This window comes from Janthinobacterium sp. GW458P (assembly GCF_002127585.1).
Taxonomy (GTDB): domain Bacteria; phylum Pseudomonadota; class Gammaproteobacteria; order Burkholderiales; family Burkholderiaceae_D; genus Janthinobacterium.
The window spans coordinates 1-1156 of record NZ_NEGZ01000141.1 but is presented as its reverse complement, the minus strand read 5'-3'; the positions used below and the strand labels follow the sequence as shown (position 1 = coordinate 1156).

Genomic DNA, 1156 nt, shown 5'->3' with positions numbered 1-1156 from the left:
CGACGCCCCCGCGGCGCCGGCGCCTGCACCGGTCGCCGCCCCAGCCGCGCCGCCGCTGCAGGGCTATGCGGCCGTCCTGCAGCGCTCGCTCACGCGCGCGCTGTGCCGCTTGCATCCGGACGCCTTCGGCCGCTACCGCCTGGCCTTCCAGCTGTGGCTTGACGAGCGGGGCAAGGTGCGCGCCGTGCATGTGCTCGAAGCGAGCGGCGTGGCGCAGCGCGACAACGCCGTGGTGCAGCGCCTGCGCAGCCTGCTGATGGACGGTGCGCCACCCATGGGCTTGCCGCAGCCGCTGACGATCCTGCTGACGCCGCGGCCCGACCCCGGCGCCGATTGCGCGCCGTATCTGGCCGTGGCCGGGGTGCCTTGACCATGCCGGAATTGTTGAAAACCACCTTGCGCAAGCTGTTCCTGGAACGCTACGGACAGTTTCGCCGCCACCTGCAGCGCCGCCTGGGCTCGGAAGACCTGGCCAACGACGCGCTGCATGAAACGTATTTGCGCGTGGAAAAGATGAACGCGCCCGAGGCGATCAGCTATCCGTCCGCGTATTTGATGCGCATCGCCATCAATATTGCGGAAGATCAACGACGCGACAATGCACGCCTGCTCAGCCTGCCCGATATCGACGATCTGTACGAGATGGCCGACGAGCTGGCCGATCCGGCCCGCACCTTCAGCGCGCGCGCCGAAATCGAGGAGCTGGAACGGGCCTTGCAGGAGTTGCCGAAACGCCGGCGCGCCATCGTCATCGCCGCCCGCGTCGACCAGTTGCCGCACCGCGACATCGCCGAGCGCTTCGGCATTTCCGCCCGCACGGTGGAGAAGGAATTGCGCGCCGGCCTGGAACATTGCTGCGCGCGCATGGGCCGCGATTTCATCCAACGCTTCGGTCCCGGGGCCGGAAAAACGTCTAAACATCATGACTGAACAAGCGGAAGACGACATGGGTGTCATCGAACAGGAAGCGCAGGCATGGGTGGTGCGGCTGGCCTCGGGCCAGGTGACGGAGCGCGACGCGCAAGTGTTCCGCCACTGGTGCGCGCGCAGCCGCAGGCATGCCAATGCCTTTGCCGAGGCGCGCGCCGTGTGGGGCGCGATGGCGCCGGCCGCGCGCGCCGTCAAGCGGGCGCAGGCGCCCGTGAACGTGGCGCGG

2 protein-coding genes and 1 pseudogene are annotated in these 1156 nt (G+C 68.8%); all 3 read left to right on the top strand.

The window, feature by feature from the left end:
• Nucleotides 1-370 (top strand): annotated as a pseudogene (locus tag CBW50_RS29665) (hypothetical protein); the annotation flags it as partial.
• A gap of 2 nt (nt 371-372) precedes the next feature.
• Nucleotides 373-930 carry an RNA polymerase sigma factor gene (locus CBW50_RS28420; RefSeq protein ID WP_086148570.1) on the top strand — a complete coding sequence of 186 codons (558 nt, stop codon included), beginning with the start codon at nt 373-375 and terminating at the stop codon, nt 928-930.
• A partial coding sequence (locus tag CBW50_RS28415) for a DUF4880 domain-containing protein (protein ID WP_216356431.1) occupies nt 923-1156 on the top strand: 234 nt, incomplete at its 3' end. The genes CBW50_RS28420 and CBW50_RS28415, both read left to right, overlap by 8 nt.